Source organism: Caballeronia sp. BR00000012568055, from assembly GCF_029439455.1.
Classification (GTDB): Bacteria; Pseudomonadota; Gammaproteobacteria; order Burkholderiales; family Burkholderiaceae; genus Caballeronia.
In genome coordinates this window covers 14,554-30,564 of the sequence record NZ_JAQFVG010000316.1, presented here as the reverse complement: position 1 = coordinate 30,564, position 16,011 = coordinate 14,554, and the positions used below count along the sequence as shown (strand labels likewise).

Here is a 16,011-nt window from a genome sequence, read left to right as displayed (position 1 = left end):
GCGAAGGAGACAGAGGTGCTCAAACCAGACCGTACCTATTCGCTGACAGGCCGGGCAGGCCTCCGTGGCGGCGAGCTATTGTTACCTAGAGAAACCATTAATCCACTTGCCCTTTCAACGTGCAGTGCCTGGTTGAAAAAGCTGCTTTCTTTGGTGACTTTCTTTGCAGCAGCAAAGAAAGTTACCCCCCCGCCGGGGGGGCGGCTACTGCATAAACAGCACAACAAACAGTAGCCGCAGCCCAAAAAAACTCACTTAACCCAACTATCCACCCGATCCCCGTGCGCAGAAATCCACTCATCCGCCGCCGCGGTCGGCTTAGCGCCGTTTTGCGTCGCAAGCATCACACTATCGATCTCACCCGGTTTCCACTGAAACTTCTTCAAGAACGAAACCACGGTAGGTGCCTTCTTTTCAAGCTCGGGATTAATAATATTGTCCACATGCTCCGACTCACCGAACACCTTCTTCGGATCCTCAAGGAACTTGAGCTTGTACTTAGCGAACATCCAGTGCGGCTTCCAGCCGGTAACAATAATCGGCTTCTTCGATGCCTCCGACCGCGCCAGTTCCGCCGTCATCGCCGAGCCTGAAGAAGGCAGCAGCTTGTAATCGAGGTTATAGGCCTTGATGGCTTCGCTGGTCTTCTGCATCACACCCGCGCCCGCATCAATACCGACAATGCGCGAATCGAAGTCCGCCTTCTTCGCTTCGAGATCCGTGAGGCTCGACACCGGCGCATAGTCAGGCACGATCAAACCAATCTTCGCGTCCTCAAAGTTCGGACCCAGATCGACAACCTTCGACTTGAAGTTCTTGTAGTAGTCACCGTGCGTAATTGGCAGCCACGCGGACAGCGTCGCGTCCAGATCGCCGCGCGCCACGCCCTGCCACATCACGCCAGCAGCCACCGGCACGAGTTGCACCTGATAACCCAGCTTCTTTTCGATCACGCGCGCCGCCACGTTCGACGTCGCCACGCTGTCGTCCCATCCTTCGACATAGCCGATCTTTATGGTCGGTTTGTCATCGGCGCTTGCCCCGAAGCTCGCTGCCAGCGCGGCGGTCATCGCGCCTAAAACGAGCACTTTTTTCATCGATTTCATTTGGTTTCCCCTTAGCGGCCCCACGCCGTGTGACATCAGAATCGCCAGCCAGAAATGCCGCGTAACGCGAAATTCCGACATGCAGTTGTCCAGAAGCGACGCTTACTTGTCTACCACCAGATCGGTCAATGGTTTGCTGCAACACAACAGCACCATGCCCTGATCGATTTCGCGCTGACGGATGCCGCCCGCGTGTTTCATCGACACCTCGCCGGATACGAGTTTGACCTTGCACGTGCCGCACATGCCCTGCGTGCACGACGATGGCAAACGCACGCCGGCCTTTTTAGCGGCATCGAGTACGTGTTCGCTGCTGCCGCATTCGATATCGCGCCGGCTCTTGGCGAAGTTGACCTTGAATTTTTGCTCGACTGCGGGTTCTGCAACCGGAGCAGGATCGAAGCCAATCGCTTCTTCACGCGCTTCGACGAAATCGGTCTTCGTTTCCAGCGCCTGCGCGACATGCGCCGTCGTCAATTGCGCGGCGACCTCTTCGACCACGCCGAACGAGAAGCTCTCTTCGTGATACTGCTTGCGATCGAATCCGCCTTCATCGAGCAGATCGCGCACGGCCTTCATATACGGCGCGGGACCGCACGTAAAAACGGTCCGCTCCATGAAATCCGGCGCGATCAGCTTGAGCAGCGGCAAGCTCAAAAAGCCCGTCACGCCCGCCCAATTCGTACGCGTTCCAACGCGCTCACAAACAAACGCAGTCCGAAAGTTCTTTTGATTCGATGCAATCAGATCCAGCTCACGCGCAAAGATAATGTCGTCCGGCGTGCGCGCGCTATGCACGAACACGATATCCGCATCCTCGCCGAGTTCGTGATGCGCGCGGCTCATCGACATCAGCGGCGTAATACCCGATCCCGCCGACAGAAACAGATACTTTCGCGCCGGATGCCGCGCACACGTGAATTCGCCCGCAGGCCCGAGCACGCGCACCGACGCGCCCGGCACGAGGTTATCGTGCAGCCAGTTCGATACCGGCCCGCCCGGCACACGCTTCACCGTAATGGAGATGGTGTGCGGCCGCGTCGGTGACGAAGAGATCGTGTAGCAGCGGTTAATCTGCTCGCCGTTGATCTCGAGCTCCAGCGTGATGAACTGTCCCGGCTCGAAGACGAACGTACGCTCGCCCGGCGCCTTGAAGAAAAAGCTTTTCACGTCATGCGTTTCCTGCCGGACGTGACAGCAGACGAGGGTTTCGTCGGTATCGCAATTCCAGCGCGCGGGCAGCGTGCCCCAGAACTGCGGCTGAGTCACGCGGCTGTCGGTCGGCTCGAACTTGGCCTCATCGCGCATCATCTTTGGCTCCCGCTACCGCGCTTAGCGCATGAAAGAGACGACCTTCTCACCGTGCGATGCATCCGCGCCGTGCGCAGGCGTGTTCGCATAGTCGTCGAGACGGTTGATGTACCACTCGCAGAACTTCTCCACGAGTCCTTCCGTGAACGGCGAATACGGACCCGGCTCGTAAGCGTTGCTCGCGACGCCCAGTTGCGAATATTCGACCAGCGTGCGGTCCTGATCGTTCGTGGCGCGCCACACGGCGGTGAGGTTATCGACGTCGTAATCGATACCTTCGCGCGCGTCCTTGTGCACGAGCCATTTCGTACGCACCAGCGTCTCGCCCGATGCCAGCGGAATCACGCAGAACGTCACGATGTGATCGCTCATAAAGTGATGCCACGAGTTCGGCTGCGTCCAGAACGACAGACCGCCGAGGTCCGCGCGCTCGAAGCCACCCAACAGTTTTTTCGATGCCACCTTCGCGTCCAGCGTCTGCGATTCGCCATCGCGGTCGAGCGGCAGACGTTGCGTGCGGAAGCCGCTGATCATATCGCTCAGATGCTCGATCTCAGCGGACGGCAGGCACATCGCTTCCCACTGTTTCGTGCGCTCCTCGACGGTGCGTTCGAACGCGGCCATGCCTTCTTCGTTGGCCGGCGAGCGCTGATAGCCGAAGCCGTATTCATAGAGCGAAATGGTCAGTTCCGGATGGTTCGCGACGCAGTGATAGCACTCGCGATTGTTCTCCATCGTCAACTTCCAATTGCCCTTTTCGATAATGTCGATACTCGCCGCGATCTTCGTATCCTTCAGGCCATGCGGCAGCAGATACGGCTCCATTTGCTCGCGCAACACGGCGAAATCGGCGGGCGGTTCATCGGCGAGACAGATGAAGATCAGGCCCGCGAGATTCTGGACGTGCACTTTCTTCAGGCTGTGCTTGCAGCGGTCGAACTGATCGCCCATATGCTCGGCGAACATGAGGTCGCCGTTGAGGTTGTAGGTCCAGCTATGGTACGGGCACACGATATTGCCGAGCGATCCCTTCTCCTGATTGCACAGCCGCGCGCCGCGATGCCGGCACACGTTGTAGAAGGCGCGGATTTCCATATCGTCGTCGCGCACGATCAGGATCGAATCGTTGCCGATTTCGACCGTCGTGTAATCGCCCGGCTCGGGAATATCCGGCTCGATGGCGACCTGAATCCACGTCGAACGGAAAATCGCGTCGAGATCGAGCGCGTGAATTTCCGGGCTCGTATAGAACGGCGCCTCGAGCGTATGGCCCTTTTTGCGGCGTTCGATCATTGCGCGAACGTCTGCCGAAACTTTCATCGTGTGCACCTCGTTACAACTGTGTATGTGAGCGGAAAATCAGTAATCGACGAGTTGATGCTCGCGCAAATACGCCAGAATCACTTGTGCTTTTTCGACAGAACTTCCTTCAATTACGACGCTGCCGCCGCGGCTTTCCGTGGTCGTCGCGGAGAGCATGCGCGCGTGGCCGGTGCGCTTTTCGGGCGCGGCGAGTTTCTTCGGCTTGGCGGTGATCGCGCCGATGCTCCAAGCCGCGTTTTCGCGATCGACCGGCGCGTTTGCTGCGACTGGCGTGACGTGGCCTTCGCGCATGCGTGCGTAGGCGTAGCGCGGCGTGGCGTTGGCAAGCGGATGCACGGCGATCAGTGCAGGCAATTGCGCACGCACGCGGCGGCGCAGACCTTTCGGCATGAACTGGCGCACTTCCACGCCTTCTTTCGAGACGCTCACATCGACGGCGGAACCGACCATCGCGATGTTCATTGCATCGGCGAGTTTGTAGGGCAGCGTGCCGCTGTCGTATGCGCCTTCTGCGCGCGTGCCGGTGAACACGAGGTCGTAACCCGCCAGCCGATGCGCCAGCGCCGCGCAGGCCTCGCCTTGCGTGTTGAGCACTTCGACTTTCGGTGCGCCGAGCGCGAGATATTCCTGAAGCGCGGGATTGCCGGGATCGCCTGCGTGCAGGACATCGAGTTGCGCGTTCTGCGCTTTTGCAATGTCGATGGCGATGGTCAGCGCGGCGGCATCGTTACGGCTGTAGCGCGCGGTGCCGCTGACGGGATGGCGTCCGGTCGAAACGAGTACGGCGATCTTCATGCTGCGACTCCTTCGATGACCGGCGTGTTTTGCACGATCGATCCATTCGCGCGCGCGGCACGCGCTGCGGCGGCTGCATCGGACAATGCTTTGATGGTTTCGTGCGTATCCGCGACGATAGTCAGATTCGCGCGCTTGGCGATCGGCGCGCTGGCATCGAGATTCACGGCGATCACGTGGCGGCAATCCTTGATGCCCTGCAAGTGCTGCACCGCGCCCGAAATGCCGAACGCGATATACACGCTTGCTTCCACCGTTTTTCCGGTCGCGCCGATCTGTTTATCGCGCGTGAATTTGCCATCGTCCACTGCAACGCGGCTCGCGCCGATTGCAGCGCCCAGCGTCGAAGCCAGCGATTCGAACGCCGCAATATCCGACACACCGTTCCCCGCCGATACGATGAAATCCGCCTCTTCCAGCGCCACTTGTGCCGCATCCATTTCTTCGATGCCGAGATCGACGTACGCGCTGGTTCTTTCTGCAGGCACGATGCTTTCGGTGATCGCATCGCCCGCGCCGACGAACGGCAACTTCGCTTCCACGGCATTCACCGCGAGCAACACGACATCAGGCAATTCGCGCGATGCCATTGCGCGTCCCGCATGCGCATACGAAGCCACATGCGCGTGATCGAGTTCGACCACTTGCGTAGCGATCGATGCATCGGCGCGCGCGGCGTAACGGCGGCCTAAATCGCCATCGCCGGTTGCGCTGTCGGGCATGAAGATATGCACTGGCGCGAATGCGGAGACGCACGCGGTCAACGCACGCACTTCTTCATCGGGCGCGAAGTTGCGGCGGTCGAACTGCGGCAGTTCGAGATAGCGGTCCGCGCCAAACGCGGCGGCATCGTCCTTGAACTCGCCGAAAACGATTAGGATGACTTCGGTTTCATCATCGGCAAGCAACGCGGCGGCGGCAAGCGCCTGACGCGAATGATCGTCGAGCGATCCGCGATCCGTATGTGCCGCGACGAGCAATGCTTTTCTAGCGGCCTTCGTCGTGCGGCGCGGTTTCACCGCATCCTTGTGCCCGCCGTGTGCGAAATCCTGCGTCACGCCATTGCCAATCTCGCCAAGCGTGATGCGCTTCAGTCCCGCCGATGTGACGATAAACGGCCTGCGCGGATCGATACGTTTGATGTCGTTATTCATCGCTTCACTCCAACGCTGCCGCAACGAGTTCGGCTACATCGAGCACTTCGGGACGCGGGCCGACCACGCCTTCGAGCATCGCCGTGCATTGCGGGCAACCGACCGCGACTACGTCCGCACCGATGGTGCGCGCATCGGCGATACGGATATCGGGAATACGCTGCTTGCCGGGGATATCCGTCAGCGGCGCACCGCCGCCACCGCCGCAGCAACGCGCACGCATGCCGTGCCGTTCCATCTCCACCACCTTGATGCCGATGGCCTTCAGCAGCTTGCGCGGCGCTTCGGTTTCGCCGTTGTAGCGGCCGAGATAGCACGGATCGTGATACGTGATCTTTTTATCCGCGAGCACGGCGGCGGCCTTCGGCGTGAGCTTGCCGGCCTCCATCAGATCAGCCATGAACGACGAGTGATGATGCACTTCGTAGTAGCCGCCGAGCGCGCGATATTCATTGCGCAAGCTATGCAGCACATGCGGGTCCGTCGTGACGATACGGCGGAACTGATACTGCGACAGCGTGTTCATCAGCTTCGATGCGCATTGCTGGAACGTGGCTTCATCGCCGAGACGACGCGCAGTATCGCCCGTGTCGGTTTCCGCGCCGCCGAGCACGGCGTAGTCGATGCCAGCTTTATTCAGCACTTTGACGAATGCACGCAGCGTGCGTTGGTATCGCATATCGAACGCGCCTTCGCCAGCGATCAGCAGCACATCGACGGGACGGCCGGGTTGCGCGACCTGCACTTGCAAGTCCACGGACCAGTCGTATCGCGCGCCGATGTCGTAGCCATTCTGGCTGCCCGTTTCACGCAGATTCGCCAGCGTGATCGGACCTTTGCCCGGCACGTTGCCATCGACCAGCGTTTGATTGCGCCGCATATCAACGATGGCATCGACATGTTCGATCAGCATCGGGCACTCTTGCACGCAGGCGCGGCACGTGGTGCAGGACCAGATCGTATCGGCTTCGATCATCTGCGAGATCAGCGGCTTGCCCGGTCCGCCCGAATGCTTGCCGACGACGATGCCCGGCGTCGGACTGCCCGCATATTGCGAGTCCGATCCGCCGACCATGCCAACCACCAGATCCTGAATCAGCTTCTTCGGATTCAATGGCTGTCCCGATGCAAACGCAGGACACGCCGCTTCGCACTTGCCGCATTGAACGCAGGCATCGAAGCTCAGAAGCTGATTCCAGCGAAACTCGACCGGCTTGCCGACGCCGTATTCCTTCGCATCGAGCAAGGGTTTTTTCAACGCGGTTGGCGGAACTACTTCGTTGTCCGTCTTATCTTTGAAGCGCTCCTGACGCGGATGAAACGCGAGATGCAGCAGACCCGCCATCGCGTGCTTCATCGGGCCGCCTTTCGCCGCGCCGAAGGTCATGGTGTACGCGCCCGCCGCGATCAACAACGCAACGATGATCGCCAGCGATCCCGACATCCACGACGTCGGCAGCAACATGAACATGGCGAGGCCGAGCGCGAACGAGCCGAGCAGCCACGGCAGGCTATCCCACGGACCACGCGACAAACGCGCGGGCACATCCTTCGCATTGCGGCGCTTCCACACGAACACCGCACCGACCAGCATGATGAGCGCAGCCAGAAAGATCGCGCGATCCAGCCACACGGAATAGATCGCGAGTCCGTAGTTGAGAAAGACCAGCGCCATCGCCAGGATCGCGCCGCCAGCGGTCGCAACGTGCGTCTTGGCGATATACGGATCGCGCGCCACGACATGGTGAAGATCGACGAAATAGCGCTTCGGGATGGTCAGCAAATTGGCCCAGCCATACGCGCCCGCCGTCGTCGCACGGCCCTCGCGCCAGTACGATGCGCGACGCAGCACCGCAAACGCGAGACCGGCCATCGACAGCCACAACAACACGGTGATGACAAACACGGGGTTCATCGTGCAATGCCCTCGTCAGAAGTCTTTCGTCAGCCGCAGCGCGTCATAGATCGCGCCGTGGATGTTGTGCATCGAAATGCAATCGCCGACGCGGAACAGCAGGAAGCGTCCGTTGCCGAGTTCTTCGGACAGTCCCGGCTGCGGCAGCGATGCGAACAGCGAGTGCACGTCCGTCTGACCGCGATTGATCGACTCGGGCTTGAGCTTCCAGTAGAGCGAGTCGTTCGGCGTGATGCCGTTTTCGACCACGACCATATCGACCGCGCGTTCTTCCTGTTCCTCGGTGTACTCGTTGCGGATCACGGCGATCTTCTTGCCGTCTTCCTCATACACCTTGTCGAGCCAATAGTTAGGAGTATGGATAACCCCTTGCGCATACAGACGTCGGTAGAAAATCGGGAACGTGGTGCCGCCGGTATCGTCCGCGACCTTCACATCGGGCGTGACGATTTCGACATTCGATCCACGGGAAGCGATGAAATCCGCGACGCCCGCGCCTGCGTGCATGCTCACGCCGTCATAGACGAGCACGTTCTTGCCCGGCTCGACTTTGCCCGAGAGAATGTCCCACGAACTCACGGCGAGCCCTTCTGCCACGCCCCACGCGGGCACTTGTCCCGTGAACGACGAACCGCCCGTCGCCAGCACGACGATATCCGGCTTCTCGGCCATGATCATCTTGTCGTCCGCAGCAACGCCCAGACGACGATCCACGCCGAGGCGCTTCGTTTCCATATCGAACCAGCGCACGATGCCGGCCATCTGCTCGCGCTGCGGCGCTTTCGCGGCCAGCATGATCTGCCCGCCGACGTAATCGTTCTTTTCGAACAACACGACATCGTGACCGCGCGAACGCGCCACGCGTGCCGCTTCCAATCCAGCAGGCCCCGCGCCGACGACCACGACCTTGCGCTTCGGCCCACGCGACTTTTCGATCACATGCGGCATGGTTTCTTCACGCGATGTCGCCGCGTTCTGCACGCACAGCACATCCAGCCCGTTGTACTGACGATCGATGCAATAGTTCGCGCCGACGCATTGCTTGATCTCGTCTTCACGGCCATCGCGGATCTTGATGACCATATGCGGGTCGGCAATCTGCGCGCGCGTCATGCCGACCAGATCGACCATGCCGTTGGCCAGCAGACGCTCGGCCTGACCGGCATCGCGAATACTTTGTGCGTGCATGATCGGCAACTTCGTCACCGACTTGATGCCCGCGGCCAGATGCACGAACGGCTCGGGCGGCAGCGCCATCGGCGGCATGCAGTTGGCGAGCGTGTTGTGCGTATCCGCACCCGAACCGATCACGCCGATGTAATCGATCAGGCCGGTTTCGCTCATGGCCTGAGCGATCTCTTTCAGATTCTCGTGCGACAGACCGTCTTCATGGAACTCGTCGCCGCACATGCGCAAACCGACGCAGAAATCCGCGCCGACCGCTTCACGCACGGCCTTCAGCACTTCCGTACCGAAGCGCATACGGTTTTCCAGCGAACCGCCCCATTCATCCGTGCGGAAGTTGGTACGCGGGCTCCAGAACTGATCGATCAAATGCTGGTGCGCCGCCGAGATTTCGACGCCGTCCATGCCGGCATCTTTCACGCGCTTCGCGGCTGCTGCGAAGTCCTGAATAATGCGCTTGATCTCTTCCACTTCGATGATCTTCGCGTTCCCGCGGTGCACCGGTTCTCGCACGCCCGACGGCGACATCAGATGCGGCCAGTGCTCGCCATGCCACGCGGAACGGCGGCCCATATGCGTGGCCTGAATCATGATGAACGCGCCATGCCGATGCATGGCTTCGGCCAGACGCGAGAGCGGGTCGATGATCTTGTCCGTGGACAGGTTCACCGACTTCCACCAGCCTTGCGGGCTATCGACGGATACGGGACTCGAACCGCCGCACACGGCCAGACCCACGCCGCCCTTCGCCTTCTCCTCGTAATAACGGATATAGCGATCGCCGGGCAGACCGCCCGGTTCGGCATAGACCTCCGCGTGCGCGGTGCTGACGATGCGATTGCGCAGCGTGAGCTTGTTCAGCTGAAGTGGCTTGAAAAGGTTCGGGTAACGCATCGCGATCGACCTCGGAATGGATATTGTTGCTTACAGCGGCGACACTTCGAACACGCAGTGATCGTGTCCTTCGGCGGCGCATTGCGTTTCGATCGACTTCGAACGCGGGCCTTTTTTCGCGCTGTCGGGCGCGGTGTCGTTGACCCAATCCATCGCGCCTGCGAACCAGCCGGCGAACATGTAGCAGAGCTTGCCTTCCTTGCCCGGCTGCTGAAGCACGAACGACGAATTGCGAAGATGAATGCGCGCATGCGACGTGGCGGGATCGGCTTCGACGATATCGAACAGGCCCCAGCCGCGTTGCGACAAGCGCTTCAGATAATGTTCGAAGGTCGCCATGCCGCTGATGCCGTGCGCTTCCGCTTCCTTGTCGCACCAGTGGTAAGCGGATTTGTAGCCGGCCTTATAAAGAATCTCGGCATACGCTTCGCGTCCGAGCGCTTCTTCCACGGCCACGTGGTTGTTCGTGAAGAAATGGCGCGGCACGTAGAGCATCGGCAGCGCGTCGGTGGTCCAGACGCCGGTGTTCGGATCGACGTCGATAGGCAGTTGAGGTTGCATCGCAGGGTTCCTTTGTTTTTGTCGTTCGGCGCTTAGACGTTCCACACTTCGTCGAAATAACGCATCCAGTTTTCGCCCATGATCTTCTTGATGCGCGACTCACTCCAGCCAGCCTTTTCCATCGCGGCGGTCAGGTTCGGAAATTCACCGATAGTTCGGATACCTTCAGGATTCACCACCTTGCCGAAGTTCGTCAGACGGCGATAGCGGCCCTTGTCGTGCGTGATCCAGTCGAAGAATTCCGTGCTGTAGCCTTGCGTGAAGTCCGTACCGATTCCGACCTTGTCTTCACCGATCAGATCGACCACATATTCGATAGCTTCGAGATAATCTTCGACCGTCGCGTCCGGGCCTTTCTTCAGGAACGGCGAGAACATCGTTACGCCGACGAAACCGTTGGCATCGGCAATCTCTTTCAACTGCTCGTCCGTCTTGTTGCGCGGATGATCCTTGAGGCCCGACGGGCAGCAATGCGAGTACGTAACCGGTTTTTTCGAACACGCGATGGCATCGGAAGAAGTCTTGCCGCCAACGTGCGAAAGATCGACCACGATACCCACGCGGTTCATCTCGTGAATCACTTCCTTGCCGTAACCCGACAAGCCGCCGTCCGGCTCATAGCAACCCGTGCCGACGAGATTCTGCGTGTTGTAGCAGAGCTGCACTACATTGACGCCCAGCTCCTTGAACACTTCGATATAACCGAGGTTGTCCTCGAACGCATACGAGTTCTGGAAGCCGAAGATAATGCCGGTCTTGTTCTCTTTCTTGGCGCGACGGATATCGTCGGTTGTCCGAACCAGTGTCAGAATCTCGCTGTATTCGCGGATTTGCTGCTTCATTTCCGCGATGTTGTCGATGGTCTTCTGAAAGTCTTCCCACACCGAAACCGTGCAATTCACAGCGGTCACGTTGCCCTTGCGCATATCTTCGAACACGGAGCGCTCGAACTTCGAAATATTCAGACCATCGATGATGATGCTGTCGTCATGCAGACTCATGCTGTTGCTCCGTGTGCTCAGTAAATGGGGAAGCGCTCGCACAGCGCGAAAATCTCGCGGCGCACGCGTTGTTCGGTTTGCGGATCGCCTTCGGGCTTGTCGCGCAGCGAATCGAATACTTCGAGAATCAGGCGGCCGACTTCCTTGAATTCGCTCACGCCGAAACCGCGTGTCGTACCGGCAGGCGTGCCGAGGCGAATGCCTGAGGTGATCGTGGGCTTTTCCGTATCGAACGGAATGCCGTTCTTGTTGCAGGTAATGCCCGCGCGTTCCAGCGCTTGCTCAACCTGATTGCCTTTGAGGCCCTTCGGACGCAGATCGACGAGCAAGAGATGGTTGTCGGTGCCGCCCGTGACGAGATCGACGCCGCCTGCTTTCAGCACTTCGCCGAGCGCCTTGGCGTTGGCGAGCACGTTGTCGATATACGTCTTGAAGCCCGGTTGCAGCGCTTCGCCGAAAGCCACCGCCTTGCCTGCGATCACATGCATCAGCGGGCCGCCTTGCAAGCCGGGGAACACCGCCGAGTTGATCTTCTTGGCGATGTCTTCATCGTTCGTCAGCACGAAGCCGCCGCGCGGGCCGCGCAAGGTCTTGTGCGTGGTCGATGTCACGACATGCGCATGATCGACCGGATTCTGATGACGCCCCGCCGCGATGATGCCCGCGATATGCGCCATATCGACCATCAGCTTCGAACCGGCGGCATCAGCGATGGCGCGCAGACGCTTGAAATCCAGTTCACGCGGATAAGCCGAAAAGCCCGCGATAATCAGTGTCGGCTTGTGCTGCTGCGCGAGTTCTTCAATCTGCTCGTAATCGATCAGCATGGTGTCGCGGTTCACGCCGTACTGCACCGCGTTGAACCACTTGCCCGACAGTGCGGGCTTCGCGCCGTGCGTCAGGTGACCGCCAGCATCGAGCGACATACCGAGGATGGTATCGCCCGGTTTCGTGAGCGCGAGCATGACCGCGCCGTTGGCCTGCGCGCCGGAATGTGGCTGCACGTTGGCAAACTTCGCGTTGAACAGTTGCTTGATGCGGTCGATGGCGAGTTGCTCGATTTCATCGGCGAATTCGCAGCCGCCGTAATAGCGCTTGCCCGGATAACCTTCCGCGTACTTGTTGGTCAGCACCGAGCCTTGCGCTTCGAGCACCGCGCGCGACACGATGTTTTCCGACGCGATCAGCTCGATTTGCGATTGCTGGCGCTCCAGCTCTTTCAGAATCGCGCCACGTACGGAGGCGTCGCGGGTGGCGAGCGAGTCGTCGAAGAAGGGATTGGAATTCGGCATGGAAGGTCCGTGGGTCAAGGGAGACGGTCGTGTGGGGAAGGCTTCGTCTGCCCTTCCTCGTTGCGTCTATTCTTGACTTTCGGCCTGCCGGTCAATTTACGAATTCAGACGTGTTCTTGGCCTTTTCCGACATGCACGTCTGTTTTCGACAAGTGGCGCAGGCGAATTCGGTGTAGCGCGTTTGCTTAAGAATGTGCTGCACTGCGTCGGAACGAACGTGCGCTTCGGCGGTGCGTTTAAGGGGCGTTTAAAGGGCGTTTGGCCCCGCTAAAGTGCGCTACTTATGAAGATCAAAGCGAAAGCACAGTCGATGCCTTGGATTGCTTAGGGTTTAGCCTGATGGCATGGTAGTTGCACTCGAAACCAAAATTGCATAAGTGGCGCAGCGCCGTTTTGCAGTGATGTTGGACACGGCCTCAAACACACAAATAGATTCGATTTCGATTCCAAGGAATCCGGCTCCCCATGTCCCCCGATCGCACGGCATCGCTGTCCCACTTCGCGTTCATGCCGCTTCCCAACTTCACGATGATCGCGTTCACCAACGCGATCGAAGTGTTGCGCATGGCGAACTATCTGACGGGACAGCCGCTGTATCGCTGGTCGATCGTGAGTCCCGACGGCGGACCGGTGACCGCAAGCAACGGCTTATCCGTCGATACGGGTCCGGTGGATTGCGTCGGCCAGCCGGATATCGTATTCGTGGTCGGCGGTATCGACGTACAGCGTTCTACTACTAACGAACATCTCGCGGCTTTGCGACGCTTTGCGCGGCTTGGCAGCGTGCTTGGTTCGCTTTGCACCGGAACGTATGCGTTGGCGCGCGCCGGACTGCTTGCGGGCTACGCTTGCGCGATCCATTGGGAGAACATGTCGGCGCTCAAGGAAGAGTTTCCCGACACGCGTTTTCTCAAGGAACTGTTCGTGATCGATCGCGATCGCGTGACGTGTACGGGCGGCGTCGCGCCGCTCGACATGATGCTGAATCTGATCGCCGCGCGCGTGGGTACGGCGCGGGTGACGCAGATTGCGGAGCAGTTCATCGTCGAACACGTGCGGGATACGAGCGCGCAGCAGCGTATGCCGTTGGTGGCGCGTTTGGGATCGGCGAACAAGTCGCTTTTCGAAGTGATCTCGCTGATGGAAAACAACATCGAAGAGCCGTTGTCGCGTGAAGAGCTGGCGCGGCTGGCAGGCATGTCGCAGCGGCAATTACAGCGCCTGTTCCGCGAACATCTCGGCATGACGCCGACGCATTACTACCTGACCTTGCGTTTGCGGCGCGCGCGTGAATTGCTGCTGCAAACCGATATGTCGATCATGCATATCACGATGGCGTGCGGCTTCCAGTCGGCGTGCCACTTCTCCAAAAGCTATCGCGATGCGTTCGGCACCGCGCCCACGCGTGAACGTCGCAAGCAAGTGCCGCCGCTGGCTGCGGTTGCGTTGGTTGCTTAATCGGCTTACTGAATCTTCAGACGCAAGCGCATTTCATCGACGTCACGGCCGCCGACGTTCAGCGGATGGAACGCGCCATCGGCGGTAAAGCCCAACGTTTCGTAGAAGCTGCGGCCGCGCTTGTTTTCTTCGAGCACCCACAGCGTCATTTCCCGATACCCCTCGCTCGCCGCGGCTTCGATCGCTTCTTCGATCAGCAGCGTGCCCGCGCCTTTGCGCCAGTGCAGCGGATCGATATAAAGCGCCTCGATTTCAGCGACGGTTCTGCGCGGATCGCGGTCGCGTGACGGTCCCCACGCGATCCAGCCAAGCGTGATGTCATCGCGTTGCGCGAGGATCACGCGCGGCGTGCCGCGTGCAATGGTCTGCTTCCAAAACGCTTCGCGCTTCGCGGTGGCGAGCGCATCGAGATAAGGCTTGGGGAGAATGCCGCGATACGCGGCCTGCCAGGATCGCACCGAAATGCGCGCGATATCGGCGACGTCCTTGGCCGTCGCCAGGCGAAAGGTCAGCGCGATGCGGAGGTGGTCGATTGGCATGGTGCACCAGTATGCACCTGATCGCGCTGACGAGGGTCACAGCATTGGCATTACGCGGCCTTCAGCAGCCCATGCGGATCGATGACGAATTTGCGCGGCGCACCGCCATCGAACTTGCGATAGCCTTCCGGCGCATCCGGCAACGAAATCACCGACACATTGACGATATCCGCAATCGGGAGACGATCCCACAAAATGGCCTGCATCAGATTGCGGTTGTACTTCATCACCGGCGTCTGGCCCGTGTGGAACGAATGCGACTTCGCCCAGCCGAGGCCGAAACGGATGCTCAAGCTGCCCTTTTTGGCGGCGGCATCGACCGCGCCGGGATCGTCCGTCACATAGAGACCGGGAATGCCGATCGCGCCCGCAGCCGTGGTGATTTCCATCAGCGAATTGAGCACCGTGGCGGGCGCTTCGTGGCCGCTGTCGCTGCCATGACCGTGTGCTTCGAAGCCGACGCAATCCACCGCGCAATCCACTTCCGGCTTGCCGAGCAATTGCTCGATCTGTTCTGCCAGCGTGCCGTCCTTCGACAGATTGATGGTTTCGAAGCCGACGCTGCGCGCATGCGCCAGCCGTTCTTCATTCATATCACCGACGATGGTCACCGCCGCGCCCAGCAACCGTGCGGAAGCCGCCGCCGCCATCCCCACCGGTCCCGCGCCCGCGATATACACCGTCGCGCCCGGTTTCACGCCTGCCATCACCGCGCCGTGATAACCGGTCGGAAGAATATCGGAGAGACACGTAAGGTCGCGAATCTTCGACATGGCCTGCGCCTTGTCGGGAAACTTCAGCAGATTGAAGTCGGCGTACGGCACCATCACGTATTCCGCCTGTCCGCCGATCCAGCCGCCCATATCCACATACCCATACGCGCCGCCCGCGCGCGACGGGTTCACGTTCAGACACACGCCCGTGTGCTGCGCCTTGCAAGTCGGACAGCGTCCGCACGCCACGTTGAACGGCACCGACACGAGATCGCCGATGGAAAGCGTCTCCACATCGCGCCCGATTTCGATGACTTCGCCGGTGATTTCATGACCGAGCACGAGGCCGACTTCCGCCGTCGTGCGGCCGCGCACCATATGCTGATCCGAACCGCAGATATTCGTCGATACGACTTTGAGAATGACGCCGTGACCGATATCCCGGCCGCGAGGATCGACCATTTTCGGATAGTCGATGCTTTGCACTTCCACCTTGCCTTGCCCGAGATACACGACGCCGCGATTGCTGCTCATTGATCGTCTCCTGATTTCGTGGACGGCACGCGCGATGCACGTTTTCGCTGCGGTTCATGCACCGCGCCCGTGAAACGAGGGTACGCCGCTTGTGCGCCGACGCTCACACTCAAAGCGACGTATGTTTGATCCAAACCGACATCGGCGCTGACGTCGAGTTTTTATTGATTGACCGTTCAATATAAAATTTTTAGACTAGCCGGACTGGTTAAAAACCGCCAAAGGAGCAC

General features: G+C 59.8%; 14 protein-coding genes. 2 read left to right on the top strand and 12 right to left on the bottom strand.

Annotated features, from left to right (window positions below):
* Positions 1 to 234, top strand: a 234-nt coding sequence (locus P7F28_RS25125) for a hypothetical protein (RefSeq protein ID WP_277187483.1), incomplete at its 5' end; no start/stop codon positions are given.
* Between the two features lie 17 nt (positions 235 to 251).
* Here the strand turns inward: P7F28_RS25125 and P7F28_RS25120 are convergent.
* From P7F28_RS25120 to P7F28_RS25075, 10 genes are all read right to left on the bottom strand, one after another.
* Positions 252 to 1,106 (bottom strand): glycine betaine ABC transporter substrate-binding protein, encoded by an 855-nt coding sequence (locus P7F28_RS25120; RefSeq protein ID WP_277187482.1) that lies wholly within the window; start codon positions 1,104 to 1,106, stop codon positions 252 to 254.
* A 102-nt stretch (positions 1,107 to 1,208) separates the two neighbouring features.
* Positions 1,209 to 2,417: an FAD-binding oxidoreductase gene (locus tag P7F28_RS25115; RefSeq protein ID WP_370467401.1), complete on the bottom strand. Its 1,209-nt coding sequence runs from the start codon at positions 2,415 to 2,417 to the stop codon at positions 1,209 to 1,211.
* Positions 2,418 to 2,438: 21 nt separating this feature from the next.
* Complete coding sequence (locus tag P7F28_RS25110; protein ID WP_277187481.1) at positions 2,439 to 3,737, bottom strand: aromatic ring-hydroxylating dioxygenase subunit alpha; 1,299 nt, start codon at positions 3,735 to 3,737, stop codon at positions 2,439 to 2,441.
* A gap of 39 nt (positions 3,738 to 3,776) precedes the next feature.
* Positions 3,777 to 4,535: an electron transfer flavoprotein subunit beta/FixA family protein gene (locus P7F28_RS25105; protein ID WP_277187480.1), complete on the bottom strand. Its 759-nt coding sequence runs from the start codon at positions 4,533 to 4,535 to the stop codon at positions 3,777 to 3,779.
* Positions 4,532 to 5,689, bottom strand: coding sequence for an electron transfer flavoprotein subunit alpha/FixB family protein (locus P7F28_RS25100; protein ID WP_277187479.1), 1,158 nt, complete (start codon positions 5,687 to 5,689; stop codon positions 4,532 to 4,534). The genes P7F28_RS25105 and P7F28_RS25100 overlap by 4 nt, the downstream gene beginning before the upstream one ends.
* 4 nt (positions 5,690 to 5,693) lie before the next feature.
* Positions 5,694 to 7,604, bottom strand: coding sequence for a (Fe-S)-binding protein (locus P7F28_RS25095; RefSeq protein ID WP_277187478.1), 1,911 nt, complete (start codon positions 7,602 to 7,604; stop codon positions 5,694 to 5,696).
* A 15-nt stretch (positions 7,605 to 7,619) separates the two neighbouring features.
* On the bottom strand, positions 7,620 to 9,683 hold the full coding sequence (locus P7F28_RS25090; protein WP_277187477.1) for an NADH:flavin oxidoreductase: 2,064 nt from the start codon (positions 9,681 to 9,683) through the stop codon (positions 7,620 to 7,622).
* Positions 9,684 to 9,713: 30 nt separating this feature from the next.
* On the bottom strand, positions 9,714 to 10,244 hold the full coding sequence (locus P7F28_RS25085; RefSeq protein WP_277187476.1) for a DUF5943 domain-containing protein: 531 nt from the start codon (positions 10,242 to 10,244) through the stop codon (positions 9,714 to 9,716).
* Between the two features lie 32 nt (positions 10,245 to 10,276).
* Positions 10,277 to 11,245 (bottom strand): dipeptidase, encoded by a 969-nt coding sequence (locus tag P7F28_RS25080; protein ID WP_277187475.1) that lies wholly within the window; start codon positions 11,243 to 11,245, stop codon positions 10,277 to 10,279.
* A 17-nt stretch (positions 11,246 to 11,262) separates the two neighbouring features.
* Positions 11,263 to 12,537 carry a serine hydroxymethyltransferase gene (locus P7F28_RS25075; protein WP_277187474.1) on the bottom strand — a complete coding sequence of 425 codons (1,275 nt, stop codon included), beginning with the start codon at positions 12,535 to 12,537 and terminating at the stop codon, positions 11,263 to 11,265.
* Between the two features lie 432 nt (positions 12,538 to 12,969).
* Between P7F28_RS25075 and P7F28_RS25070 the strand changes: the two genes are divergently transcribed.
* On the top strand, positions 12,970 to 13,995 hold the full coding sequence (locus P7F28_RS25070) for a GlxA family transcriptional regulator (RefSeq protein ID WP_370467402.1): 1,026 nt from the start codon (positions 12,970 to 12,972) through the stop codon (positions 13,993 to 13,995).
* Between the two features lie 5 nt (positions 13,996 to 14,000).
* Here P7F28_RS25070 and P7F28_RS25065 read toward each other — a convergent pair whose 3' ends face one another.
* On the bottom strand, positions 14,001 to 14,534 hold the full coding sequence (locus tag P7F28_RS25065; RefSeq protein WP_277187472.1) for a GNAT family N-acetyltransferase: 534 nt from the start codon (positions 14,532 to 14,534) through the stop codon (positions 14,001 to 14,003).
* Between the two features lie 50 nt (positions 14,535 to 14,584).
* On the bottom strand, positions 14,585 to 15,781 hold the full coding sequence (gene fdhA, locus P7F28_RS25060; RefSeq protein ID WP_277187471.1) for a formaldehyde dehydrogenase, glutathione-independent: 1,197 nt from the start codon (positions 15,779 to 15,781) through the stop codon (positions 14,585 to 14,587).
* Between the last annotated feature and the right edge of the window lie 230 nt (positions 15,782 to 16,011).